General features: G+C 56.1%; 19 protein-coding genes. 11 read left to right on the top strand and 8 right to left on the bottom strand.

The genetic code is table 11. The features are described 5' to 3' along the window. The first annotated feature begins 260 nt into the window (after positions 1-260). Positions 261-3,797, top strand: coding sequence for a hybrid sensor histidine kinase/response regulator (locus G8770_RS19530; RefSeq protein ID WP_167191020.1), 3,537 nt, complete (start codon positions 261-263; stop codon positions 3,795-3,797). A 20-nt stretch (positions 3,798-3,817) separates the two neighbouring features. Here the strand turns inward: G8770_RS19530 and G8770_RS19525 are convergent, their stop codons facing one another. Continuing rightward, a complete protein-coding gene (locus G8770_RS19525) occupies positions 3,818-4,498 on the bottom strand; it encodes a response regulator transcription factor (RefSeq protein ID WP_167191017.1) in 681 nt (226 codons plus the stop codon). Between the two features lie 795 nt (positions 4,499-5,293). Between G8770_RS19525 and G8770_RS19520 the strand changes: the two genes are divergently transcribed. From G8770_RS19520 to G8770_RS19500, 6 genes are all read left to right on the top strand, one after another. Then, positions 5,294-6,565 (top strand): DcaP family trimeric outer membrane transporter, encoded by a 1,272-nt coding sequence (locus tag G8770_RS19520; protein ID WP_208022385.1) that lies wholly within the window; start codon positions 5,294-5,296, stop codon positions 6,563-6,565. Positions 6,566-6,685: 120 nt separating this feature from the next. Beyond that, entirely contained in the window at positions 6,686-6,952 is a 267-nt protein-coding gene (locus tag G8770_RS19515; protein ID WP_167191015.1) for a DUF4212 domain-containing protein, read from the top strand. Positions 6,953-6,963: 11 nt separating this feature from the next. Then, positions 6,964-8,694, top strand: a complete 1,731-nt coding sequence (locus tag G8770_RS19510; RefSeq protein ID WP_167191012.1) for a sodium:solute symporter family protein — start codon at positions 6,964-6,966, stop codon at positions 8,692-8,694. 188 nt (positions 8,695-8,882) lie between these two features. Further along, positions 8,883-9,395: a hypothetical protein gene (locus tag G8770_RS23955; protein ID WP_208022384.1), complete on the top strand. Its 513-nt coding sequence runs from the start codon at positions 8,883-8,885 to the stop codon at positions 9,393-9,395. Between the two features lie 52 nt (positions 9,396-9,447). After that, positions 9,448-11,304, top strand: coding sequence for a putative nucleotidyltransferase substrate binding domain-containing protein (locus tag G8770_RS19505; RefSeq protein WP_208022383.1), 1,857 nt, complete (start codon positions 9,448-9,450; stop codon positions 11,302-11,304). A gap of 69 nt (positions 11,305-11,373) precedes the next feature. Further along, positions 11,374-12,105 carry a 3'-5' exonuclease gene (locus tag G8770_RS19500; RefSeq protein ID WP_208022382.1) on the top strand — a complete coding sequence of 244 codons (732 nt, stop codon included), beginning with the start codon at positions 11,374-11,376 and terminating at the stop codon, positions 12,103-12,105. A 35-nt stretch (positions 12,106-12,140) separates the two neighbouring features. Here G8770_RS19500 and G8770_RS19495 read toward each other — a convergent pair whose 3' ends face one another. Both G8770_RS19495 and serA read right to left on the bottom strand, forming a co-directional pair. Then, positions 12,141-12,926 (bottom strand): ABC transporter ATP-binding protein, encoded by a 786-nt coding sequence (locus tag G8770_RS19495; RefSeq protein ID WP_167191006.1) that lies wholly within the window; start codon positions 12,924-12,926, stop codon positions 12,141-12,143. Between the two features lie 101 nt (positions 12,927-13,027). Next, the gene (gene serA, locus G8770_RS19490; RefSeq protein WP_167191003.1) at positions 13,028-14,257 is read right to left on the bottom strand and encodes a phosphoglycerate dehydrogenase; all 1,230 of its coding nucleotides are present in this window, start codon (positions 14,255-14,257) and stop codon (positions 13,028-13,030) included. A gap of 324 nt (positions 14,258-14,581) precedes the next feature. On the opposite strand from serA, the gene G8770_RS19485 reads away from it, so the two are divergent. After that, a complete protein-coding gene (locus tag G8770_RS19485) occupies positions 14,582-15,271 on the top strand; it encodes a fumarylacetoacetate hydrolase family protein (protein WP_425050827.1) in 690 nt (229 codons plus the stop codon). Between the two features lie 183 nt (positions 15,272-15,454). Here the strand turns inward: G8770_RS19485 and rpiA are convergent, their stop codons facing one another. Further along, positions 15,455-16,126 carry a ribose-5-phosphate isomerase RpiA gene (rpiA, locus tag G8770_RS19480; protein WP_167191000.1) on the bottom strand — a complete coding sequence of 224 codons (672 nt, stop codon included), beginning with the start codon at positions 16,124-16,126 and terminating at the stop codon, positions 15,455-15,457. A gap of 135 nt (positions 16,127-16,261) precedes the next feature. On the opposite strand from rpiA, the gene ilvA reads away from it, so the two are divergent. From ilvA to G8770_RS19465, 3 genes are all read left to right on the top strand, one after another. Then, entirely contained in the window at positions 16,262-17,779 is a 1,518-nt protein-coding gene (gene ilvA / locus G8770_RS19475) for a threonine ammonia-lyase, biosynthetic (RefSeq protein WP_167190997.1), read from the top strand. 394 nt (positions 17,780-18,173) lie between these two features. Then, positions 18,174-18,311 carry a hypothetical protein gene (locus G8770_RS19470; protein ID WP_167190994.1) on the top strand — a complete coding sequence of 46 codons (138 nt, stop codon included), beginning with the start codon at positions 18,174-18,176 and terminating at the stop codon, positions 18,309-18,311. Positions 18,312-18,881: 570 nt separating this feature from the next. Further along, positions 18,882-19,055 (top strand): YqaE/Pmp3 family membrane protein, encoded by a 174-nt coding sequence (locus G8770_RS19465; protein ID WP_167190991.1) that lies wholly within the window; start codon positions 18,882-18,884, stop codon positions 19,053-19,055. Positions 19,056-19,451: 396 nt separating this feature from the next. Here the strand turns inward: G8770_RS19465 and G8770_RS19460 are convergent, their stop codons facing one another. The 4 genes from G8770_RS19460 to G8770_RS19445 form a co-directional block, all read right to left on the bottom strand. Continuing rightward, positions 19,452-19,736: a hypothetical protein gene (locus G8770_RS19460; RefSeq protein ID WP_167190989.1), complete on the bottom strand. Its 285-nt coding sequence runs from the start codon at positions 19,734-19,736 to the stop codon at positions 19,452-19,454. A 149-nt stretch (positions 19,737-19,885) separates the two neighbouring features. Further along, positions 19,886-20,995, bottom strand: a complete 1,110-nt coding sequence (alr, locus tag G8770_RS19455; RefSeq protein WP_167190987.1) for an alanine racemase — start codon at positions 20,993-20,995, stop codon at positions 19,886-19,888. Positions 20,996-21,026: 31 nt separating this feature from the next. Then, complete coding sequence (locus G8770_RS19450; protein ID WP_167190985.1) at positions 21,027-21,884, bottom strand: D-amino acid aminotransferase; 858 nt, start codon at positions 21,882-21,884, stop codon at positions 21,027-21,029. 370 nt (positions 21,885-22,254) lie between these two features. Next, entirely contained in the window at positions 22,255-23,151 is an 897-nt protein-coding gene (locus tag G8770_RS19445) for a LysR family transcriptional regulator (RefSeq protein ID WP_167190982.1), read from the bottom strand. Positions 23,152-23,207: the final 56 nt, after the last annotated feature.

The following is a 23,207-nucleotide window of genomic DNA, read 5'->3' as shown; positions in this document are numbered from 1 at the left end:
AGAGTCCCGCCCGCAACACCTCGTCGTTAGGCGGCTAAAGCGGGCCATTTCAGCAGTGAAGCAGAGCCCTTGAAAAAGGGCGTCTGGCCGATGCTGGTTCTGTCCAGATATTGCCTTTGGTTTGTTCAAGGGCATTTGATATTTCAAATGATTCACCGACCTAGGTCGAATTCCTCCCGCGGTTAAAAAAAAGTACACTGCCAGTAAAGTTCTATTTGTATCTCGTCATTATTCCCTTTGTCCCCTACACAGGTTATGGCATGGACAGTCAGTTAATCCTTGTACTGGTGTTTCTCTACGGCGGGTTGCTGTTTGCGATTGCCTGGTTGGCGGAGCGTTACGGCCACCGCATGCAACAGCCCTGGTGGCGGCCGCTGGTTTACACCTTGTCCATCGGAGTGTATTGCAGCTCATGGACGTTCCTGGGAGCGGTGGGCCAGTCGGTGGAGAGCGGTTGGGATTTCCTGCCCATTTATCTGGGGCCAATTCTGTTGGTTCTGTTTGGCTGGCGCTTTCTGCGGCGGCTGTTGATCATCAGCTCCCGCAACAAAGTGACGTCGATCGCAGACTTTATCGGCTCCCGTTACGGTAAAAACCAGCGCCTGGCCGCCATCGTGACGCTGGTGTTGGTGGTGGGCACGCTGCCCTATATCGCCCTGCAGCTGCGCGGTGTGGGGATTGCCTGGTCCTCCATGCATTGGGGAACCGCAAGCGCCGGTGCCTTTGACTCCTGGTCCAGTTTGATCGCGGCCATGGTGATGGCCTGGTTTGCCATTTTGTTCGGCACCCGGGTGATTGACGGTCCCGATCGCCTGCGCGGTCTGATCACCGCGGTGGCCGTGGAGTCAGTGGTTAAGATTGTTGCGTTTGTGATGGTGGCCGGGCTCGCCATCAGCTTGATTCTCAGCGCTGAGGTTGATCTGGGCAGTATGGCGGTCAAGCCGAATTTCAGACTCGAGCAGCTCACCAGTCCGGTGTTTTTCACCGAAGTGTTGTTGGCAGCCATTGCCATCGTGTGCCTGCCCCGCCAGTTTCATGTCATGGTGGTGGAGTATCAACACCGCTCCGATTTGCGTTTTACCCGCTGGTTGCTGCCGTTGTATCTGGCCATTTTTGCGGTTCTGGTGCTGCCCCTGGCCCATGTCGGCGCGGGGCTATTTGCCGGTCTGGATGTGCACCCGGACAGTTATGTGTTATCGCTGCCGCGCTGGGCCGGGGCTGAAACCACGCTGGTGTTGACGTTTATCGGCGCCCTTTCTGCGGCCACGGGTATGGTGGTGGTGGCCACCATCGCCCTGTCGATCATGATTTCTAACGAACTGATTGTGCCGGCGTGGTTGCATTCGAGCTCGCGGCGCGGGCAAACCGCCAGCGATTTGGGTAAATCACTGCGCTTTATCCGTCGCTTGTCGATCGTGTTGGTGTTGATGATGGGCTGGGCGCTGGAACGCATCATGAGCAATGCCGAAGGGCTGGCGTCCATGGGGCTGATGTCGTTTGCGGCGACGGCGCAATTGATGCCGGCGGTGCTGGCCGCCCTCTATTGGCCCAAAGGGCATGCCCACGGCGTGATTGGCGGGGTATTGGCGGGCATGGCCCTGTGGCTCTATTGCCTGCTGTTGCCTGCGGTGTTGCCCGCAGATCACCCCTTGATTGTGCGGGGGCTGCTGGACGTGGCCTGGTTAACGCCGAATAACCTGTTGGGCATGGGGTGGCTGGACCCCTTGAGTCACGGCGTGTTCTGGAGCTTGCTGGTCAACAGCGCGGTGTTCGTGATGATGTCGCTGCGGGCGAACTTCAGCTTGCTGGATTTGCGGCAGTCCGATGCGTTCACGCGTTTGCGCTGGAACCTGCGTTTGCAGCAATTGGATATGGAGCCTTCCGGGATTGAGGTGCATCAACTGCAGGCGTTGATGGAACCCTTGTTTGGACTCGAGCGCACCCTGGAGGTGTGGCAGGAGTTTGAGAAGCGGGTGGGGCACCGTTTGCTGCCCCACGACCAGACCCCACGATTTGCCGTGTCGATGATTGAGAGTGATTTGGCGGCCATCATTGGGGCGGTGTCCTCGCATCGGGCCATGCAGCTGTTGGTGGGCCAGCAACCGTTGCAGTTACAGGATTTTGTGTCGCTGGTGGGGGGCAGCTCCCGGCAATTGCAGTTCAGCCAGACCTTGCTGCAAACCACGCTGGAAACCATTCCCCAGGGCATCAGCGTGGTGGACAAGGATCTGCAGCTGGTGGCGTGGAATCAGCAGTACCAGCAGATGTTCGACTACCCCAAGCGACTGCTGTACGTGGGTTGTCAGATTGAAAAAATTTATCACTACAACGCCATGCGCGGTTATCTGGACACCAGTGACGGGGGTCCCGAGGCGGCGGTGGAACGGCGTTTGGTGCAATTGCGTTCCAGTCGTCCGCACCGTCTGGAGCGTTCGCTGCCCGGTGGCCGGGTGATTGAAATTCGCGGTACGCCCCTGGGCAACGGCGGTTATGTGACCACCTACACCGATGTCAGCGATTACCACGCCATGCTGGATCAGCTGGAGCTGGCCAAGGAAACGCTGGAAGATCGCGTTGAGTCACGCACGGCAGAATTGCGTCAGGCCAACACCTCGCTGCAGCGGGAAAATGACCTTCGCGCACGGGTTGAGCAGGAACTGAAAGAAGTTCACGCCAGTAAAAGCCGGTTTTTGGCCGCGGCCAGCCACGATTTGCTGCAACCCATCAACGCGGCGCGTTTATTCGTCGCCTCCCTCAATGCGAAGTTGAACACCCATGCCGCCAGGGAGATGCCTGACAGCGATAGCCTGCGCAGTGACGTGGAATATCTGGACGATGCCCTGGCCCAGGGCGAGCAGTTGATCAGTTCGCTGCGCGAGATCTCGCGCCTGGGGTCAGGTAAAGAGCGACCCAAGCGTGAAAACTTCTCCATCGACAGCTTGCTGCGACCACTGGCCAGTGAGGCGGGGGCGCTGGCGCGTAAACAGGGGCTGGAGTTGCACTGGGTTCCCTCGTCCGTTTGGGTCTACAGTGATCCGCATTTATTGCGTCGTGTGCTGCAAAACTTCATCTCCAATGCCCTGCGCTATACCCGTCAGGGCAAAGTGCTGCTGGGCTGCCGGCGTCGCGACAAGAGTCTGGTGGTGGAGGTGTGGGACACTGGGCCGGGCATTGCCGAAAGCGACCGGCAACGCATTTTTGATGAATTCGAACGTCTGGGTTCCTCTGCGAGCAGTACTCAGGGGTTGGGGCTGGGGTTGTCCATCGCTCAGCGCATAGCGCAGTTACTGGGACACCCTATCGGTCTGGACTCCGTGCCCGGTAAGGGATCTGTCTTCCGGATTACGGTGAGTGAGGGGGAAGAGCAGATGCAAGCCCGGGTTAAGCCTGTGGCCGACCCGCGCCTGAAAGGGCTCGCGGTGCTGTGTATCGACAATGAACCGGTCATTCTGGCGGGTATGCAGTCTTTACTGGAGCAGTGGGGCTGTGAGGTGGTGACGGCATCTGATTTGCGCGAAGCGCTCAGTCACTGGCCGAAAGCCACGGCGCCTCAGCTGGTGCTGGCGGATTTTCACCTCAACGAAGAAACCGGTTTGGATGTGCTGGAAGCGCTGCGTTATCACTGGCAGCAGCCCTTGCCTGCGGTGGTGATCAGTGCCGATAACAGCGATGACGTTCGCGATAAGGTGCAGCAGTCGGGGTGCCTGTTTTTAGCCAAGCCGGTGCAGCCGGCGGCGTTGCGAACACTCATGCGGCGGGCCTTGCGGCGGCAGAAATTAGTGGCGGTGGATGGCTGACCGCAGCCGGGTCGCCGGTTTCAGGTTTCCTGGCGGCGAAACGCCTCCAACCCCTGTACCGGGTGGATGGCCAGCTGACCGATGGCGACGGCCGCCTGAGTGCGGGAATGAACCCCCAGTTTTTTAAAGATTTCGGTCATGTGCGCCTTGATCGTGGCTTCAGTGACATTCAACTGATAGGCGATTTGCTTGTTGAGCAGCCCCTGGCTGAGCATGGTGGCAACGCGAAACTGCTGCGGGGTCAGGGTCGACATGGCCTCGGCAATGTTGAGTTCATCGTCGCCGGCAATGGGGGCACTGGCGAGTCCCTCGGGCAACCATAAATTGCCACGCAGTACGGTCAGCAACGCTTCACTCATGGTGTCGACCGCGGCACTTTTGGGTAAAAAGCCGCTGGCGCCATGATCCATGGCGCGACGGATGATGTCGCTTTCCTCGTGGGCTGACACGATCATGACCGGAATTTGGGGGTAGTGGGCCGTGAGAAATACCAGTGCGCTGAAGCCTTCGGCGCCAGGCATGTGCAGGTCCAGCAAAATGAGATTGGCTGTGGGATTGGCTTCAACCGTCTGTTGCAGGCTGTTGAAATCTTCAGCCTCTAGCAGCGTCGGCTGACTGAGTTCCCGTTGCAGAGTATTGCTGAGTGCCGAACGAAACAGGGGGTGGTCATCAGCAATGATAATGCATGGGTGAGAAACCATAGAGTTCTACCTATACGAATGTGTCGCTGTTTATTGTTGTAGTGTGCGGTGGCGCCGGGCCAGTATAACCGGGTCGGCAGCAGCTGTCTCATTCTTATAAGCAATGCGGTAGGAACGTCTAAATCTGGCGCACAAAAAAACACAACCCTCCCGAAGCAGGGTCGTGCAGAGAATGACTCTTACAGCAGATAGCTAATAGAGAGCTGGGCCTTCCAGCAGAAGGAATCAGGCAACTGAGTCCTTCTGAAAATGGGGGATCCAACCGTGACAAACCGCATGACTGAACTGCAGCTCGCCATGCCGCCATTTGTATCAATTCTGCTCGCGCCAGACCATTAGACCTTGGTCGGATAGTGCGGTTTTCTCCGCCGGGGTGTTGGGCAAACGCGTCTGTGGTTTGTGGTGGTTATGTGAACCGCCCGCGTATCTTTTCTGCTTCTCGTGCCAATGGCAGGAGACTGTCACCTGCCCCAGAGCCCCTACCGTTGACGTTACATGCCTCGCCATGGCGGCGTTGCAGGGCGCAGCCGGAAAGGCATCCTGCAATGACTCGCACCTCGCACAAGGTGAATGGCGCAGCCAGAGAGGGCAGCCTGGGCTGACTCGCATCTCGCCCAAGGTGAATGGCACCGCCAGAGAGGGCAGCCTGGGCTGACTCGCCACTCGCCACTCGCCACTCGCCACTCGCCCCTCAGCCTTAGACTTTAGTCGGTATGTAGACCAAAGGTTAATGGTTGTTTGTGCCAATGCGGAAAATACTTTTGGCTGGACATAATAAAAGAGGAGAGGGTAATCATGAAAAATAATCGACAAAAGCATCCCATCGCCTGCGCCATCAGTGCCTGTTTACTGATGTCCGCGACCTCGGCATTCTCGGCCACCGATCAAGAGATGATGCGCCGGATGGAAATGCTGGAACAGGAGCTGCGGACTCTGAAAGCGCAGATGGCAAGTCAACAAGACACCATCACCACCATTGCCGTACAGCGCACACCGGTCGATCAGGTGGTTGAACCCCTGGTCAAAGTGAACAAAGGCGGTGGCCTGACGTTCGGGGGGTACCTCAAGGCGGATTTCCGCCACGTGAACGGCGACCTGGCGTATCAGGATTACTGGCGTGGTAATGATCCTGGCGAAGTGGATACCGAGCACACCGGTTTCAACGTCAAGGAAACGCGTTTCAACATGAAGTACACCCGCGGCGACCTGAGCGGTTTGATCGAGATGGATTTCTACGGCGGTGACGGTAACGAAATTGCCACCAACTCCACCAATCCCCGTCTGCGGCACGCCTTTATCAAGTACAAAAACTGGATGGTCGGTCAGTACTGGAGTACCTTCACGCCGCTGGCGGCCTTCCCGGACAGCCTGGATTTTGCCGGTCCCATGATGGGTGAGGTGTTTGTGCGTCAACCGCAAATCCGTTTCAGTGCGGGTGGTTTCAATATCGCGCTGGAAAATCCCGAAACCTGGGGCAATGGCACCATCGGCACCAACGGGGCCGGTGGCGGTAGCATTGTCGATGGCATTGACCCCGATGAAAAATACCCGGATCTGGTGGCTACCTACCGCTTTGCCGGCGACTGGGGTGAAGTTCAGGTCGGTGCCCTGGCGCGGCGGCTGGATCAGGGCGACGTGGATGAGACCGCCCTGGCCGCCAATATCGGCGGCAAATTCATGTTCGGTCGCAACGATTTGCGCTTCCAGGTCAATGCGGGTGAGTCCGGTCGCTACATTGGCGGCGGCATGATTCCCGATCTGGTGATTGATCCCGATACCGGTAAGGTAGAAGTCGAAGAAACGCTCGCCTACATGATGTCCTACCGTCAACTTTGGAGCGATACCTGGCGCAGTAACTTTTTCTATGGGGCTTCGGAAAGCGATGTTATTGACATAGATCGCAGTCAGTGGGGCATCAACCTGATCCACCAGTTGACGCCGGACCTGTCGGTGGGCTTTGAGGTGGGTAACTTCTCGGTGGATGACAGTTACAAATCGGATGGCGTAACCCTGGGCAGTGATGCCGATTCCGATTACGTGCAAATGTCCTGGAAGTTTGCGTTGTAAGACGGGTTTTCTCGGCGAGGCTAGACCAAGGTCCAATGGTTCCCTGGGCCTGGCCAGAGTAAAACTGTGTCACTGACCCAAACGACAAGACGAAAATAATGAATAACAGGAGAGACAATAATGGCTTTCAAATCTGAAGAAGATGCAAAAGCGTATTGGAAAGAAAATGTCGGCTTGATGGTGAAGCTGATGATCGTGTGGTTTGTGGTGTCGTTTGGCTGCGGCATCCTCTTGTTCGATGTTCTCAATCAAATTCAAATTGGTGGTTACAAGCTGGGCTTCTGGTTCGCACAACAGGGCGCCATCTACACCTTTGTGGTTTTGATTTTTTATTACGCCCGCAAGATGGGGCAGTTGGATCGTAAATACGGCGTCCACGACGAATAGGAGTACACACCATGGATCTGAGAACTTTAACTTACATTGTGGTGGGTCTGACGTTTGCCCTGTACATGGGCATTGCCGTCTGGGCGCGTGCGGGCTCCACCAAAGAATTCTATGTCGCGGGCGGTGGTATTCACCCGGTTGCAAACGGCATGGCGACGGCGGCGGACTGGATGTCGGCGGCTTCCTTCATTTCAATGGCGGGTATGATCGCCTTTATGGGCTACGGCGGTTCGGTGTTCCTGATGGGCTGGACCGGCGGCTTTGTGGTGCTGGCCATGCTGCTGGCGCCGTATCTGCGCAAGTACGGTAAGTTTACGGTACCGGAGTTCATTGGCGACCGTTTCTATTCCCGCACTGCGCGAATTGTGGCGGTGATTTGCCTGATCATCTGTTCGGTTACCTACGTCATTGGCCAGATGAAGGGGATTGGGGTGGCTTTCTCCCGCTTTCTGGAAGTGAGCTATGAGCTGGGTTTGCTGATCGGTATGTTTATTGTATTTTTCTATGCCGTTCTCGGCGGCATGAAAGGCATTACCTATACCCAGATTGCCCAGTACTGTGTGCTGATTCTGGCCTACACCATCCCGGCGATTTTCATCTCGCTGAACCTGACCGGCAACCCGTTACCGCAACTGGGCCTGGGCAGTACCTTGTCGGGCACCGATGTGTATCTGCTCGACCGCCTGGATCAAGTGGTGACCGAGTTAGGGTTCCATGAATACACGACACAGTTGCGACTCAGCACCACCAACATGTTTGCCTACACCCTGTCGTTGATGATCGGGACCGCAGGTCTGCCGCACGTGATCATTCGTTTTTTCACAGTCCCCACCGTGAAAGATGCACGTTCTTCGGCAGGTTGGGCACTGGTGTTCATCGCCATTCTCTACACCACAGCGCCTGCGGTTGCCGGTATGGCACGTTTGAACCTGATGAACACCATTGAGCCAATGTCGGGTCAGAACCTGGAATACGAACAGCGTCCACAGTGGTTCAAGAACTGGGAAAAAACCGGCCTGCTGCAATTTGAGGATAAAAACGGTGACGGCCTGATTCAGTACCGCGCTGATCCAGAAGTGAATGAAATGGTGAAAGTGGATAACGACATCATGGTTCTGGCTAACCCTGAAATCGCGCGCCTGCCAAACTGGGTGATTGCGCTGGTGGCCGCCGGTGGTCTGGCTGCGGCGTTGTCGACAGCGGCGGGTTTGTTGCTGGCGATATCCTCGGCGATTTCTCACGATTTGTTAAAAGGCGTGTTTATGCCGGAGATCAACGAGAAACAGGAGCTGCTTGCCAGTCGGGTGGCCATGGCGGGGGCAATCGTCGGGGCCGGTTACCTCGGTTACAACCCGCCTGACTTTGCCGCGGGAACGGTGGCGCTGGCCTTTGGGTTGGCGGCCTCATCGATCTTCCCGGCCTTGATGATGGGGATCTTCAGCAAGAAAATTAATAAAGAGGGTGCCATTGCGGGCATGGTCGCGGGTATTACTGTCACCCTGCTGTACGTGTTCCAGCACAAGGGCATCATGTTTGTGGCCGACACCGCGTTCCTTGGGGATATGTCCCCTAACTGGTTCCTGGGTATTGAGCCCAATGCGTTTGGTGCCGTGGGTGCGGTAGTGAACTTTGCCACGGCCTATGTCGTGTCTAGTGTCACTAAAGCTCCGCCGGAACACATCCAGCATCTGGTCGAACACATTCGTGTCCCAACCGGCGTCGCCGATGCTCACGATCATTAAGTAAAACCGGTATCACCCCCTTAAGCCTCGGAAACGGGGCTTTTTTTTGATACGTGTTCCTGTTTTTGACGCAAGCTTTTGTTAACACAGGCTTCGCCAATCGCAGTAAGATGAAGGGGAGAGAGTCTACGAATCCGCTGTGAGGCAGTGGGATCTGTGGTTTTATTGCGTACCCATGAGGCAACTGCGTGAATATATTGAAGAATAAGCATCTCGTTATCGCCATGATTGTGGCACCCATCCTGGCGGTTCTCAGTTACTTTGCCGTCGATGCCATCGTCAGTGAAAAACCCCATGCCGCCCAACCGGGGCAGCGCTATCAACTGGTGGAAAAACCCAATTGTCGCTACAGCAGCGGTGTCTGTGGTTTGAAAAATGGTGATTTCGAATTGACCATGACCACGGACTGGAAAGACAACAACCGGATGTTATTGCGCTTGCAATCGCACTATCCTCTGGACGGTGCCATTGTCGCCATGGTGGACTCGGCCAGTGATGACCAGTCCCCTCTGGAAATGCAGCCGGACGGAAACGATGGCCTGCGCTGGTTTTTGGAATTGCCCAGACCGAACCCTGAGAGCAGTCGTCTGCGTTTGGTGGTGTCGTCCAAGGAGACACTTTATTACGGAGAAGCAGCGACGGAGTTTTCGGTGTACAAAACGTCTTTTGGGGAAGATTTTCGGGGCGAACAGACCGAGTAAACTGGTTTGTTGCACGCCCGCTTTTGAATGTTACCAACAGGATGGCCAAGCTGTGACCAATGCGCCCACGCTCAATCCGGAACTGAACAGCATTCGGGATTTTCTCGCCGAATGCATCCCTTTTGATCAGCTTACAGAGGCAGAGCTGAATCGTGTTGCTGCGGTGATGGAAATCAGTTATCACCGCCAGGGGCATGTGTTTCATCCCCAGGATGACGGCGGCGGTCTGCGGATCATGCGCAGTGGCGCGGCCGAACTGAGAGTCGACAATGACCAGTTGATCGACCGTTTCGGTGAGGGCGTCAGTTTTAATCTGCTGGGGCTGAGCCAGGAACAGCCGGGTATTCGGGCGACGTTGATCGAAGACTCACTGGTGTACTTCCTGCCGGAGCCTGAATACCAAAAAATTCGCCAGCAGTATCGCGACTTCGATCGTTTTTTTCACAGTCAGCGCAGCCGGCGGGTGCGACGTGCGGCCCGTCACGAGCCCAGCCCCAGCGAAATGATGCGCAGCGTCAGTGGCCTGATGACGAAAAAATTGCTTAAGGTGAGTCCCCGGGACTCGATTCAAACCGCCGCGCAAGTGATGTCGCAAGGGCGTATTTCGTCGGTGTTGGTGATGGAGGGGGAGCAGCTGCTGGGCATTGTTACCGATCGGGATTTGCGGTCGCGGGCCGTTGCGATTGGGGTGGATGTCAGCCTGCCGATTGAATCGATCATGACGCCGAACCCGGAGGCCATTTCGGCGGACGACACGCTGTTTGATGCCATCCTGTTTATGACTCAGAAGGGCTATCACCACATTCCGGTGATGGAACAGGATATGGTGAAAGGGATCATCACCGCCTCGGATTTGATGTTGGCCCGACGCGATGACCCGGTGTACCTGGTGCAGCACATCGGCCGGCAAACGTCGGTGGACGATCTCCAGAAAATGGTTAAACCGCTGCCGGATTTATTTGTGCAATGGGTGCAAGCGGGTATCAAATCGTCGCAGGTGGGCAAAATTCTCACGGCCGTGAGTGATGCGGTGACATCGCGATTGATTTTTTTGGCAGAGCAGGAGTTGGGACCCGCGCCGGTGCCTTTTTGTTGGCTGGGCTTTGGTTCGCAGGGACGGGGTGAACAATTACTGAACGCCGATCAGGACAACGCCCTGCTGATTGCCGATCATTTGTCGCCCGCGGATGAACGCTGGTTTGAGCAATTGGCCCACCGCGTCAGTGACGGTTTGAATGCCTGTGGTTATGTTTATTGCCCGGGCAAGGTGATGGCCACCACCGATGAATGGCGACAGACGTTGCGCGGTTGGAAAACCACGGTGGATCGCTGGACGAAAAGTCCGACCGCGGATGCGGTGATGCGTGTGAGTATCTTTTTTGATTTGCGGGCCATTCATGGCGATGCGTCCCTGTGCCGTGAGCTGCAGGCGCACATGCTCAAACGCGCCAGCGGCAACACCATTTTTTTGGCGGCGCTGGCGGAAAATGTGTTGGATACTCCGCCGCCACTGGGAATCTTCCGGCGCTTTGTGGTGGAGCGCAACGGTGAGCACCGCGACGAGTTAAACCTCAAAAAACGGGCCGTCATCCCCATTGTGGACATCGTCCGGATTCACGCTTTGGCGCACGGTATCAGCGAGGTCAACACCATTGAACGGCTGCACAAGCTGGCACAAACCCGGGCCATGACCATCAACGACAGTCGCAATTTGCAAGATGCTTTACAGGTCATTATGCAAACCCGCATTGAAGGGCAGGTCAAACATTTGCTGGCTGGCAAGCCGCCCAGTAATTACCTCAACCCCGACGAGCTGCCGAAACTGGTGCGCAAGCAGTTGCGCGATGCCTTCAATATCGTCGGTGATGCCCAGCAAGCGGTAAAGCTCACCTACCGCCCCGGACTTTAGAGCGGGGCCGGGTTGATGGCGGTGTGGTCCTGGTCCGGCCCAAAACGTGTTTTTAAAAGGTAACGTCGTATGTCATGGAGTTTGTGCAGTTTGAAACTTCGACGCTGGTACTATTGCGCGCGGCACGCTTTTTACCACCCCGAAGCCTCGGCTGAGCAGCCGCTGGCGTCGTCAACCTCGGCGATGGCGCCGTTGCGCGAGTGCTGGCAGCACTCGCACAGCTGCGGCGGTGCGGATTGGCGGCAGCAGGAATTTCTGGTGGTGGATACCGAAACATCGGCGCTGGAGATTGCCAGCGGGGAGTTGTTAAGCGTCGGCTGGGTGGTGATTCGAGACGGTCGGATTTTACTGGGCAGTGCCGAACACTGGCTGCTGAAACCTCAAAACAGCGTCGGCGAGAGTGCCACCATCCATACCTTGCGCGATTGCGAGCTGGACGCGGGGTTGACGGAAGCCGAACTGATGCGTCGATTCCTTCAGGCCGCCGCCGGGCGGGCACTGGTGTTTCATCATGCCGGGTTGGACCTGGCGTTTCTCAATCGCATCACCCGTCGACTCTATGGCGCGCCTTTGCTGTTACCGGTGGTGGACACGCTGCAGCTGGAAAAGCGTAACCTGGAGCGGCGCAACCGGCCCCTGGAGGCCAATGCCCTGCGACTGGCGAACTGCTGCAAGCGCTATAATCTGCCGTTGAGCAAGGCCCACAATGCGTTAACCGACGCGCTGGCTACGGCGGAGCTGCTGTTGGCTCAGGTCAGCTACAAAGGCAAGGGCGTCAAACTGCGGGACTTGATCGCCTGAGTCTGATCGAGCGATTCGTGGCCTGGAAAGCCGGATCAGGCCGGCAGTGCCTGATAGTAGCCATCCTGGGTGATCATCTGCACCGCCGTCCCGTAGAGGTCGCTGATGCGCTCGGCGCTGAGCAACTCTGCTTTCTGGCCGTCGGCGATCACCTGCCCATCACGGATGAACACCACCCGCTGTATTTCGGGAGTGATTTCGTGCAAGTGGTGGGTGGCAATGATCACCGAGGTGCCTTCGCGGACCAGCTGGCGCATGTCGCTGAGCACCTGAAAGCACCCCTGCAGGTCGAGGCTGTTGGTGGGCTCATCAAAGATCACCGTCTGCGGGTGGTGAATCAGCGCCCGGGCGAGGATCAGCCGCCGTTGCTGACCGCTGGACAGGTGCTGAAACATCTTGTCTTTTAGTGGCAGCAGCCCCAGCCGCGCCAGGGTGTCCAGCGTGAGTTGCCGTTGCTGTTCGCTGACGTCGTGGTGATACAGGTGGCCAATGGTGCCAAGCAGGCCGGACAGCACCACGTCGAATCCCGTCGTGATGGGCATGTACTTTGACTGGAAGTCGTACGACACCAGGCCGATCTTCTCCCTCAGTTGTTGCACGTTGACGCGATCATTGCCGAAAATTTTCACGTGACTGCCGGTTTTTTCGTACGGGTAAATTTCACGGGTCAGCAATTTCAGCAGGGTGGACTTGCCCGCGCCGTTGGGGCCGAGGATGGCCACGCTCTCTCCCTGTTCGATGCTGAGGTTCAGGTTGTCGAATACGATCGATTCACCGCGATACACGGTGGCGTTGCGGATTTCAAGCAGGGGAGCAGTCATTAGCAGTCGTCAGTCCTGAGTGTGGGCAGCAGAAACAAAAAGGCCGGAGTGATTGTCTCCGGCCTTTTTGACGTGATCAAGTCAGGTGATTGGCCCGCTGATCAGAACAGCACGCGACAGCGAACCGTGCCTTCGATGGTGCGCAGTTGCTGCAGCGCGACATCGCTGTATTCCGCGTCGATGTCCACCACCACATAACCCACGTTTTCATTGGTTTGCAGGTATTGTGCGGCAATGTTGATGTTGTTGTCGGAAAACACTTTGTTGATTTTCGACAGGATACCCGGAATGTTCTGATGCACGTGCAGCAGGCGGTGAGCATTCGGGTGCGACGGCAATGCCACTTCCGGCAGGTTGACCGAAGAGGTGGTGGTGCCGTTGTCGGAGTATTTCACCAGTTTTTCAGCGACTTCAAAACCGATGTTTTCCTGCGCTTCCATGGTGGAGCCGCCAATGTGAGGCGTGAGGATGGCGTTGTCGAAGGCGCGCAAGGGTGACACAAATTCTTCATCGTTACCGCGGGGTTCAACCGGGAACACATCAATGGCCGTGCCACCCAGGTGGCCGGATTCCAACGCCGCTGCCAGGGCATCGATGTCCACCACGGTGCCGCGGGCGGCGTTCATGAAGATTGCGCCTTTTTTCATGGTGGCGAATTCTTTGGCGCCGATCATGTCCTGGGTGGCGGCCGTTTCCGGTACGTGCAAGGAGATGACATCGGCCTGACGGAGCAGCTCATCCATGACGCGGACCTGGGTGGCGTTGCCCAGTGGCAGCTTGGTGACGACATCGTAGAACAGCACGTTCATGCCCAGTGATTCGGCCAGCACACTGACCTGGGTGCCGATGGAGCCGTAGCCGATAATGCCCAGGGTTTTGCCGCGGATTTCAAAAGACCCGGCGGCGGACTTGAGCCAGCCACCGCGGTGACACACGGCGTTTTTCTCAGGGATACCACGCAGTAACAGGATCGCCTGGGCAATGACCAGTTCCGCTACAGAACGGGTGTTGGAATAAGGTGCGTTGAAAACGGCGACGCCGTGTTCCTGGGCGGCCTTTAAATCCACCTGATTGGTGCCAATGCAGAAACAGCCGACCGCAATCAGTTTGGGGGCATTTTCAAACACGCGGCGCGTCAACTGGGTGCGTGAGCGGATGCCGACGAAGTGAGCGTCTTTGATCTTCTCAATCAGCTCGTCTTCAGGCACGGCGGTCTTCAGGTACTCTACATTCGTGTAACCGGACTGCTCCAGTGTGGTGACTGCAGATTGGTGAACACCTTCCAGTAATAAAAAGCGGATCTTGCTTTTATCCAGTGACGTTTTGGCCATAGGGATTTTACACCTCGTGTAACGTGATAGCGCTCGCAGGGGTTGCTTGCCTCGGCTGACTTGTTTTAATGAAGAAACAGGGCTGGTGGGCAAGGCCCGGCCGGAGCCGGAAAAATAAGCGCGCTATGATAGCATAGGGGACTTTAGACGTGATGGCTAAATCGTCCTTTTTATAGGCTGATCCGTAACATTCATAGGTGAAAAAAGCCGAAAACCCCCCATTTGGTCTTTTGCGTGCTTATGGAACCTGTGGTTTGATCGCTGCCGGATAGTTGTCAGGTTGAGGCAGACGCGTCGTGTGCCGTGAACGGAAGGGAGTTTTTTGTGGGATATCAACATCGATTTTTGACCCCTGAGGGGGCGCTCATCAGTGTGGCTGAGGCTTTGGGCGAGCCACTGCCGGTGGGCAAAGTGGTCTGTGTGGGGCGCAATTATGCCGAGCACGCCCGCGAGCTGAATAACGCCGTACCGGCTGAGCCCATGTTATTTATGAAGCCAGCGACCGCCCTGGTGCCGCTGGAAGAGCCATTTGCCATTCCCCGGCAGCAGGGGGCCTGCCACATTGAAACGGAAATGGCGCTGCTGATTGGCCGCCCCCTGACCCAGGCCGATGAGAGTCAGGTGTTGGCCGCGATCGCCGGTGTGGGCATCGGTTTTGATCTCACCTTGAGGGACGTGCAGGACCGCTTGAAGGCGCAAGGGCACCCGTGGGAAAAGGCCAAGGCCTTTGATGGCAGCTGTCCGCTGTCGGCGTTTGTCTCTCCCCAGGGGTGGGATTGGGCAGATGTGCCGCTGCAGTTAGTGCGCAATGGCCGCTTGCAGCAAGATGGCAATTCCCGGGATATGATCACGCCGGTGGCGACGCTGCTGGCGTTCATCAGCCAGACGTTTACGCTGCAGCCGGGGGATGTGGTGTTGACCGGAACTCCGGCGGGGGTTGGGCCGTTGCAAGTGGGTGATCGTCTGGACGCGCGGTTGGCCGATCGGCTGGAAGTACAGACCTTGGTGATCTAGCCGGCTGTCGTTAGAGGCTGCGGCGGTGTAAAAATGCCCGGCGTGCCGGTAATGCGAATCGCGTTGCCGGGGGCGGTGTTGCCCCCGGCGACCTTGTTCCAGGATGCGTTGCTCCTGGAAACCCTGTTGCTAAAACCCCTGTTCCTGGAAACCCAGCTCGTGGAAGCCCGGTTCCTGGAAAATTTAGGCGCGAACGGTTTCGACCCCGTCTTCACGACCAATCAACAGCACGTCGGCGGGGCGACAGGCAAACAGACCGTTGGTGACCACGCCCACGATTTGATTGATGGCGGTTTCCATCTCCACCGGGTTGGTGATGGCCATGTTGTGGACGTCGAGGATGACGTTGCCATTGTCGGTGATGCAGTTTTCACGATACACCGGGTCGCCACCGAGTTTAACCAGTTCGCGGGCAACGTGAGAGCGTGCCATGGGGATGACTTCCACCGGCAGGGGGAAATTGCCCAGGGTCTCGACCCACTTGCTGCCGTCAGCGATGCAGATAAATTCTTCCGCAACGGCAGCGACAATTTTCTCGCGGGTCAGTGCGGCGCCACCCCCTTTAATGAGCTCCAGAGCCGGGTTGGTTTCGTCGGCACCATCCACGTAGACCACCAGGGCGTCGGTGCTGTTGAGGTCATACACCGGAATGCCGTGAGCTTTGAGGCGCTCAGCGGAGGCTTCGGAGCTGGCCACAGCGCCATCAAAACTGCCTTTAATTTCAGCCAGATAATCGATAAAGAAGTTGGCGGTTGAGCCGGTGCCGACACCGACAATGCTGTCGTTATCCAGTTTGGGTTGGATGTAGTCAACGGCGGCCTTGGCAACGGCTTTTTTCAGTTCGTCCTGGGTCATGATATCGGTCTTCAGTGATGGGCTGGAAAATGAGGCAGCTATTATACGGTCACGAAGGCTGTGTCGATAGCCGTTTATGGGCCAATGATTTACTATGTGCCCTTTTTTACGACTCGAATGGAAAGAGTACCCCCCATGCCCCAGTCTTATATCAAGCGAATCCTCGACGCGCGCATCTACGATGTGGCGGTTGAGACCCCTCTGGATTATGCCGGATATATGTCGACCCGCCTCAACAATACCGTTTTGTTTAAGCGTGAAGACCTGCAGCCGGTGTTCTCCTTTAAAATTCGCGGGGCCTATAACAAGCTGCGCCAGCTTTCACAGGCCGAGCTGGATGCCGGGGTCATTTGTGCCTCGGCGGGTAATCACGCTCAGGGATTGGCTATGTCAGCGGCCAAAATGGGGGTGAAAGCCACCATTGTGATGCCATGCACGACCCCGGCCATTAAGGTGAACGCGGTTAAAGCCAGGGGGGCCAAGCTGGTGTTGCACGGCGATACCTACGACGAGGCGTCGGCCCACGCGCAGGCTCTGGTAAAAGAAAAGGGTATGACTTATATCCATCCCTACGACGACCCGGACGTGATTGCCGGCCAGGGAACCGTTGCCTTAGAGATCTTGCGCCAACACCCGGGGCACATTGACGCTGTCTTCGTCCCGGTGGGCGGGGGTGGCTTGTGCGCGGGTGTGGCGGCTTACATCAAATATGTGCGTCCGGACGTGAAGGTCATAGCGGTGGAGCCGGAAGATGCGGCGTGCCTGAAAGCGGCGATGGAGAAAAAGCGTCGGGTGAAGCTGCCGCACGTGGGTATTTTTGCCGACGGTGTCGCGGTCGCCCAGATCGGGAAAGAAACCTTCCGGGTCCTCAAGGACACCATTGACGGTGTGATTACCGCGAACACCGATGAGATCTGTGCGGCGATTAAAGATATTTTTGAAGATACCCGCTCCATCACTGAGCCGGCCGGAGCGCTGGCGCTGGCAGGCCTGAAAAAATACGTGGAAGAGCAGGGGGTTGAAGGTCAGACCCTGGTCGCGATCACCAGTGGTGCCAACACCAACTTTGATCGCCTGCGTTATATTTCCGAGCGCACCGAGATCGGCGAGAAGCGCGAGGCGATTCTGGCGGTCACCATTCCTGAAAAAGCCGGTTCTTACAAGACCTTCTGCCGCGACCTGGGCAAGTCCCGCAATATTTCGGAGTTCAATTACCGTTATGCGGATGACAAGGAGGCTCGTATTTTTGTCGGGGTACAGGTTTCACCGGAGCATCAGGATCGGGCGGCTCTGGTCGAGGGACTGGTTGCCAAGGGTTACGATGTGGTCGACATGACCGACAACGAAGTGGCCAAGATGCACATTCGCCACATGGTTGGGGGGCACGCGCCCCAAGTCGAAAATGAGCGGGTGTACCGGTTTGAATTTCCCGAACGTCCCGGTGCCCTGTTTAATTTTCTGTCGCAGCTGGCGGGACGCTGGAATATCTCCATGTTTCATTACCGCAACCATGGCTCAGCTTATGGGCGGGTGCTGGTGGGGTTGCAAGTGCCAGCGGAAGAACATAAAGAGGTGAAGAAGTTTCTCAATGATCTGGGCTACGCCTTTTGGGATGAGACCCAAAACGAGGCGTATCAGTTCTTTTTGGGCTAATTTGGGGCCGCAGGCGTGCCTTGTTGGGTGCTGTGAATATCGATGGGCGGCAGCGTCTTCACTGCCGCACAGCGTCCGTGGTTCGGCAATTGTTCGGTTGACGTGCGCGGCGCGCTCTTTTTATTTGACCCAGCCTCCCCCGGGCCCCCTTTTCCATTCAGTTGTATCTTTTGATCCTCTGCGGTTAGTGTATACTCACGCCCCCTGTGAGCTGCGTCTCATCAAGGGCTCGAGGCTGTTGATGATTTAGACGAAAGGCCTACAATGGCGGCTCAATAATTTTATTGTTATTAAGAGCTTGGCGTTTAATTCCTTTTTAGGTATAAATCTTGCTCTCTTCGCTCAAGTCAAAATCAAAAAAACAAAAAATGAAGGGCCTTAGGGGGTTTTAGTAATGAAGTTCGATGTTCTCACCATCGCGGTAGCCGTGTTTGTTCTCGGTGTGCTGGGCAGTTACCTGGATTTGGGTGAAGCCTTTGCCGATGAGCCGCAACCGCCGTCAGCACTGCAGCAAGGCATTACGCAGCGCTGATGTATTGTCTGGCTCGGGAAGGACCCTGGGCCTGATACCTTTTCTGTTTTTCATCCCATCCATCCATCCATCCATCCCATCCCATTCCATTCCATCTGATTGATTAAACTGCAAGCTGGCTCCGCTCGATGTGCTGATGTGGCCTCGCTCGGCCGTATGTTGCCCCGTGCCAGTTCATGAACACACCTGGTGACGGCTGGCTTATTAAGGGTCCGACGGGTGAGTGTCGCTGAATGGGTTGTTTGGCCCAAATAAAAGAGTACTTTCTTTCTGTATTAAGAACCCGCAAACTGGGGCGGTTCTGGTTACTGAGCGATTGGGCGGATTGCTTCTGCTGCGCGCCTCATTACCCTGAAGTGCTGCTCATAAACAGTCATTCAGTCACTGCGATGCGATAGTGGCTCTGCCATTCATGCTCTGTGACCAGGGTGAGCTCGGTTATCATTATAAAACGGTTGCTTATACAACAGGGTTGTTTGAAAGCAGCCGGGTGGCGACATAATTTGGGGTCAGCTGCTCAACACATTAGGCTTCATCAGGCATCCATCCAGATGCAAAGGGACTTGAAACATGGAAGTGATCAAAATCTTGTTGGCAATTTTTCTGCCGCCTTTGGGCGCGTATCTTCAGGTCGGAGTGACCAAAAATTTCTGGTTTAATGTCGTTTTAACGGTGCTGGGAGTGATACCGGGTGTCGTTCATGCGCTTTGGCTGGTATTTACCGACAAGGTCTGCGAGGCCTGATGGCCAGTGGCGCGCGGGACGGGGCACGGTTGAAGGCATGGTCGCCTGGAAGGGGCTGCCGGGTCGGCAAGCCAGTGGCGAATCTGTAACGGGTCGAGCCGGGCAGAGGACTGCCCGGCGCGTTGCCTCGTCAAAGCGATTTACCCCTAAAAAGCCCTGCTGACGAAGAGGGTGCTGCTCGCTGTAGCTCGCCAGTAGCGGTAGCCGCTGGCGCAGTTATTCGCAGCTTGCGTTGCTGGCTACAGCTGGCTACTGACTGTCTGGCCTGATGCCCTGGGCCGGCAAGTGTTCCGAGGCTGCGCTTCGGATTGACACTCTGGCCGGTACGCGATTTTCCTCTGACCTTGATTGCAGGTCGGCTCGGATCCGCGTTGTGGGGCTGAGACCGGTGAGCAGTCAGATGCGAAATTCGATGCGTTCGCCACCGTTGAGTGCGCGAGAAAAAATCCCTACACAATCAATCTTTTCAGGTTTATTGCTGCTGTTACCGGGAATGATGTCGAGGTCTTCAATGCTGATGCCGCCGGCATTGAGTTCCTGCATCTTTCGGGAGGCGAGTTTGCGCAGTACCGCGCCGCCGCCTTGAAACACATCGGCCTGAAACTCCGCGCAATAACGAACCCAGAATTGTTCGCCAGCGGACGACCAGTGTGCCAGTGAAAAGTAACCTCGATACAACATATACACTCCTGCTTTGGGCTTGTGGCCCTTTGACAAAACACCGCAGGGGTTGCCTGCATGGCGTTTACGATTCTCTTTTGTTTTGCATCCTTCGCGGTTTAAAGCAGCGTCCGGATGCAAAAGCTTATGCGGTTTGTATTTCCTGAAGGCTATACAGCAGCCGCACCGTTTGTGGTTGCGTTAATGTACAGTCGCGGTGTGCGCAAAGGCATACGCGTGACCAGTTCATAGCTGATGGTGCCAACACAACTGGCAACTTCATTTAAAGGAATGTTGTGGCCCCATAATTCCACATTGTCGCCGACATTAACAGTGCCAATTTCGGTGACATCGACCGTGATCATGTCCATCGACACGCGGCCGGCTAAGGGGGCGCGCTGGCCGTTAATAAACACCGGCGTGCCATTGGGCATTTGTCTTGGGTAACCATCGCCGTAGCCGATGGCAACGGTAGCAATGGTTGAGCGTCGCTGTGCGATCCAGCTGCGGCCGTAACCCACGGTTTCGCCGGCTTCAATGGTGCGCACGGCAATGACTTCTGATGCGAGGGTCATAACCGGTTTCAGTTGATCCGCATTGGCTTGCGCTTGTGCAAAAGGCGATGAGCCATAGAGCATAATACCCGGGCGAGTGTAGTTGCCGTGAGCTTGTGGCCAGGCAAGAATGCCCGCGGAATTAGCCAGGCTGACAGGTGTCTTCAGGCCCTCGGTCATGGACGCAAAGCGATTAATTTGCTGCAGGGTAAAATCACTGTCGAGTTCATCCGCCGCGGCAAAGTGGGTGGCAATCACAATGTCATTGTTCACATGGGCGAGGGCTGACAGGCGGGCGTATGCCTGCTGTACTTGCCCGTCGGTTAAACCCAGACGGTGCATGCCGGAGTCGGCTTTCAGCCAGACGGTCACGGGTTCGGCAATGGCGGCATTGGCAATCAGCTCGACCTGCTCGATACCGCTGGCCATAATCCAAAAGTTTTGTTCGCTGGCGGTGACGATTTCATCCGCTTCAAACACGCCTTCCAGCAACAGAACCGGTTTGACAATACCGGCTTGTCTCAGCTCAATGGCTTCTTCAATACAGGCAACGGCCAGTACTGGCGCTAATGGTTCCAGAGTTTTGGCAACAGCGACACTGCCATGCCCATAGGCATTGGCTTTGACAACGCCCAGAGCCTGGGCGTTGGGGGCAAGTTGTTGAGCCAGTTGGTAGTTGTGGCGGATAGCCGCCAGATCAACCGTGGCTTTTGCGGGACGACTCATGCTATTTCTCAGTGCTTCTCAAAATTGCGTTCTAGTAATTGTGTTTACCAGCACTGTAGAGAGTTTGTGCGGCTTGCCACACATCGCCCACTTCACCATTGCCCACTTTTTTACCGTCAATTTCGACAACCGGTGCAATTTCTTTGGAAGAGGAGGTTACCCAAACTTCATCGGCGGCGAAGACTTCGTCCATGGTGATGATGCGTTCTTCCACTTTGATCGAGCCATTCTTTCTGAGAATATCGAGCAGGATAAAGCGGGTGATGCCTGGCAGTATCTGGTTGTCCAGAGGCGGTGTTGCAACCACACCATCTTTCACAATATAGGCATTACAGGCGGAAGCTTCCGTCAGTTCGTTGTTGGCATTAAACAGCAGAGTTTCATTGGCGCCGCGCTCAAAGCCGTGCTGGAAATGCATGACGTTACCCAGTAACGCGGTGGATTTAATGTGACAGCGCTCCCAGCGCAGATCGCGGGTTGTGCTGACTTTGTAACCCTTGGCGAGGGTTTTGTCTGCCACCGGTGCGGCGGGAATGTCAAAGGCAAAGGCGAACACGGTGGGGGCGACACCTTCCGGGTAAGCGTGGAAGCGCTTGGAGTCTGTACCGCGGCTGACGTGGAGGTAGATGCCGAGGTTGCCGCGGCCATTTTTTTCGATCAGGTTTTCACACACTTCGCGCCATTTTTCAACGGGCCAGGCGAAGTCGATACCAATCTCACGCAGGCCGTTATTCATACGCTCAATGTGTGGTGCGAATCCCACAAGCATACCTTCGTAAGAGGGAATGACCTCGTAGATACCGTCGCCGAACAGAAAGCCGCGGTCCATGGGAGAGATCTTGGCCTCTTCCATAGGTACAAACGAATCATTCAAAAATACAATACTCATGGGTGTTCCTTTCTCTACTGCCTTGTCATTGACAAGGGTGGGTCTACATCTAAGTTTGGTACCTGCCCGCAGGCAGAGTCTTTCTGTCTGCCCTTGGGCAGGCTTTTCTAACGCGTCTTATTTGGGTAACGCGTCTTACATAAAGCATAGCAGCACGGCCATTTCACCCCTCACACGGGGCGGGATGGGTTGCTCTGCCGGCTGACTAAATTGTGCTATCAGTGATGAAATTTTATCATAGAGGTGTGGCCGAAAGCCTATTAATCTTTATAAAAAATAGCCGATTCCACTAGTAAAATAGAACATTCTTAGGAATCGGCTGGCTTTGCGGTGTGGGAGATAATTCGGCGACAAGTGGCGGGTGGCCGGGTCATTCCTCGGTGCTGATGATGTCTCGGCTGCTGTCGGCCAACAGACGTGGCAGGATACGGTCGTCATCGGTGCGCCAGTTGCAGCAGAAGTTCAGTTCGGGCGGAACCTGAGCCGTATCGAGCTCCATCAGTTGCTCTTTTTTCAGGTATTCCGTCACCAGGGGGCGGGGCAGCAGAGTGATGCCGAGTCCCTGGCGTGCCAGGGTCAGCAGGCTCTCTACCGAACTGCAAGTGTGCAACATGGGGCGGCGATCATTGAGCGGGGTAAACAGTTCCCGAAGATAGTGCCAGGGGTGGGTGTCCCGGGGGAAGCTGAGAATTGGAAAGCGAGCCAGCTGATCCAGCTCCAGGGCGCCGCTTAAACTGGGGTGGCGATCGAGTAATTCCGGTGAGGCGACCCAGCATTGGGGGTAGCTGCACAGGGGTTGGCTGGCCGTGGTGTGGGTGTGTTCACGGGCGACCATGATGGCCAGGTCCAGTTCGTGATTTTCCAGTTGCTTTTGCAGGCGGCTGGAAATGTCGACGGCAATTTCAAATTCAATCAGTGGAAATTGCTCGCGCCAATGGCTGAGCAGCGGCCCTACCCACAAGTGAGCAATGGTGTCGGCAATCCCCACTTTGATGTTGCCGGTTTCAGGCACGTCTTCACTGATTTGGTTTTTCATTTCTCGGCTGATGGCGACCAGCTTTTCCGCGTAGGGCAGAAGCTGTTGGCCTCGCGCTGTCAGGCGTGTACCGCCGGTGTCACGAATAAACAGTTTAACGCCGAGTTCAGCTTCCAGGGCTGCAATGCGCGCTGAAATGGCTGGCTGTGTCGCGTGCAGTTGACGGGCGGCGGCGTGGAAACTTTCCAGTTGCGCCACTTTGACAAAGGTCGATAAGTTACGGAGCCGCATGGTGATTGCCTGTGTGGGTTAGGTTGAAACGCTGTCTGGGTTGATGAAATTAAAAC

This window comes from Pseudomaricurvus hydrocarbonicus, assembly GCF_011602365.1.
In the GTDB taxonomy this organism is placed as follows: Bacteria; Pseudomonadota; Gammaproteobacteria; order Pseudomonadales; family Cellvibrionaceae; genus Pseudomaricurvus; species Pseudomaricurvus hydrocarbonicus.
This window is presented reverse-complemented; position numbering and strand designations above follow the sequence as displayed.

Excerpts from the sequence above, each read along its gene's own strand:
- G8770_RS19530 (WP_167191020.1), top strand. The coding sequence starts at position 261 with ATGGACAGTCAGTTAATCCTTGTACTGGTGTTTCTCTACGGCGGGTTG.
- G8770_RS19525 (WP_167191017.1), bottom strand. The coding sequence starts at position 4,498 with ATGGTTTCTCACCCATGCATTATCATTGCTGATGACCACCCCCTGTTT.
- G8770_RS19520 (WP_208022385.1), top strand. The coding sequence starts at position 5,294 with ATGAAAAATAATCGACAAAAGCATCCCATCGCCTGCGCCATCAGTGCC.
- G8770_RS19515 (WP_167191015.1), top strand. The coding sequence starts at position 6,686 with ATGGCTTTCAAATCTGAAGAAGATGCAAAAGCGTATTGGAAAGAAAAT.
- G8770_RS19510 (WP_167191012.1), top strand. The coding sequence starts at position 6,964 with ATGGATCTGAGAACTTTAACTTACATTGTGGTGGGTCTGACGTTTGCC.
- G8770_RS19500 (WP_208022382.1), top strand. The coding sequence starts at position 11,374 with ATGTCATGGAGTTTGTGCAGTTTGAAACTTCGACGCTGGTACTATTGC.
- G8770_RS19495 (WP_167191006.1), bottom strand. The coding sequence starts at position 12,926 with ATGACTGCTCCCCTGCTTGAAATCCGCAACGCCACCGTGTATCGCGGT.
- serA (WP_167191003.1), bottom strand. The coding sequence starts at position 14,257 with ATGGCCAAAACGTCACTGGATAAAAGCAAGATCCGCTTTTTATTACTG.
- rpiA (WP_167191000.1), bottom strand. The coding sequence starts at position 16,126 with ATGACCCAGGACGAACTGAAAAAAGCCGTTGCCAAGGCCGCCGTTGAC.
- ilvA (WP_167190997.1), top strand. The coding sequence starts at position 16,262 with ATGCCCCAGTCTTATATCAAGCGAATCCTCGACGCGCGCATCTACGAT.
- G8770_RS19470 (WP_167190994.1), top strand. The coding sequence starts at position 18,174 with ATGAAGTTCGATGTTCTCACCATCGCGGTAGCCGTGTTTGTTCTCGGT.
- G8770_RS19465 (WP_167190991.1), top strand. The coding sequence starts at position 18,882 with ATGGAAGTGATCAAAATCTTGTTGGCAATTTTTCTGCCGCCTTTGGGC.
- G8770_RS19460 (WP_167190989.1), bottom strand. The coding sequence starts at position 19,736 with ATGTTGTATCGAGGTTACTTTTCACTGGCACACTGGTCGTCCGCTGGC.
- alr (WP_167190987.1), bottom strand. The coding sequence starts at position 20,995 with ATGAGTCGTCCCGCAAAAGCCACGGTTGATCTGGCGGCTATCCGCCAC.
- G8770_RS19450 (WP_167190985.1), bottom strand. The coding sequence starts at position 21,884 with ATGAGTATTGTATTTTTGAATGATTCGTTTGTACCTATGGAAGAGGCC.
- G8770_RS19445 (WP_167190982.1), bottom strand. The coding sequence starts at position 23,151 with ATGCGGCTCCGTAACTTATCGACCTTTGTCAAAGTGGCGCAACTGGAA.